Below are 1,004 nucleotides of genomic sequence, written 5' to 3' on the forward strand. Positions count from 1 at the left end.
CGACCGGCGGCGGCGCGGGCCTCCCGGGCACGGTCGTCGGTGGCGGTGGTCCACTGCCGGTGCAGCGCCCGACCGATCTCGCCCGGGCGGCCCGGCGCGTCGGCGCCGAACGCGGTCTGGGCCGGATCGCTGGCGGTGACGGTGTGCGAGACGAGGGTGAGGGTGGCGCTCGCCTCGTCCAGTCGGGCGGAGAGCGCGCGCAGTGTGTCCATCTCAGGCCCCCGCGAGCGGTCGGTAGGCGGCGAACGTCTCGTTGTGCAGCTTTTCCCGGGCCCATTCGGCGGCGTCGGCCGCCGCGGTGACCGCGGCCTGCACGGAACCGGCCACGTCGCGCGGGCTGCGGGTGTGCAGCGGCCCGAGGAACCGGACGTCGGTGATCCGCCCGCCGGCGGTGACCACCACCTCGACCAGGCCGTCCGGCGAGCGGACCGTCACCTCGACGGTCGACACCGCCTGGTCGAACTCGGCCTGGAGGGACTCGATCCGGCGGTAGCGTCGCACCGCCTCCTCGATCCAGGCTTCGTCGATCTCCCCCCGCGGCATCGGCCGACTCCTCCCGGGTGATCCATCACTCAGTGTGCTGCCACCGTCACCACGGCACACGGACCGTACCGCACAGCAATCGGACCTGTCGATGCCTGTGGACAACGCCGAGAAGTGCGGGTCAGCCCTTCCAGAGGGCGAGCATCATCGCCTCGACCGCGATCCGCGGTTTGACGTTCGCCTCGATGGCCGCGCGGCAGGCGAGCACCGCCTCCAGCCGGCGCAGCGACCCCTCGGCGTCCCACTTCTGCGCGCCGGCGCCGGCCAGCGCGGCGGTGTCGGTGTGCACCGGGGCGACGGGTGCGCGCAGCGCCATGGTGAGCGCGTCCCGGTAGAAGCCCGCCAGGTCGACAAGCGCCCGGTCCAGTGCGTCCCGTTGGGCCCGGGTGGCCCGGGACTTCTGCCGCTTCTCCAGCTCCTTGAGCTGGCCGGCAGCACCCCGCATGGCGCCGGCCGCGCCC

Annotated in this window: 2 protein-coding genes and 1 pseudogene; all 3 read right to left on the reverse strand. The window is 74.1% G+C overall.

All coding sequences use genetic code 11. The features are described from left to right. A partial coding sequence (locus PSH25_RS25065) for a hypothetical protein (protein ID WP_238661399.1) occupies nucleotides 1-212 on the reverse strand: 212 nt, incomplete at its 3' end. A 1-nt stretch (nucleotide 213) separates the two neighbouring features. Beyond that, nucleotides 214-543, reverse strand: coding sequence for a YbaB/EbfC family nucleoid-associated protein (locus PSH25_RS25070; RefSeq protein ID WP_007454690.1), 330 nt, complete (start codon nucleotides 541-543; stop codon nucleotides 214-216). Nucleotides 544-664: 121 nt separating this feature from the next. Then, nucleotides 665-1,004: pseudogene (locus tag PSH25_RS25075) on the reverse strand (DNA polymerase III subunit delta'); the annotation flags it as partial.

It is taken from the genome of Micromonospora foliorum, from assembly GCF_022229015.1.
GTDB classification, from domain to species: domain Bacteria; phylum Actinomycetota; class Actinomycetes; order Mycobacteriales; family Micromonosporaceae; genus Micromonospora; species Micromonospora foliorum.

What these genes read in the sequence shown, in the direction of transcription:
- PSH25_RS25070 (WP_007454690.1), bottom strand. Translation starts at nt 543, where the DNA reads ATGCCGCGGGGGGAGATCGACGAAGCCTGGATCGAGGAGGCGGTGCGA.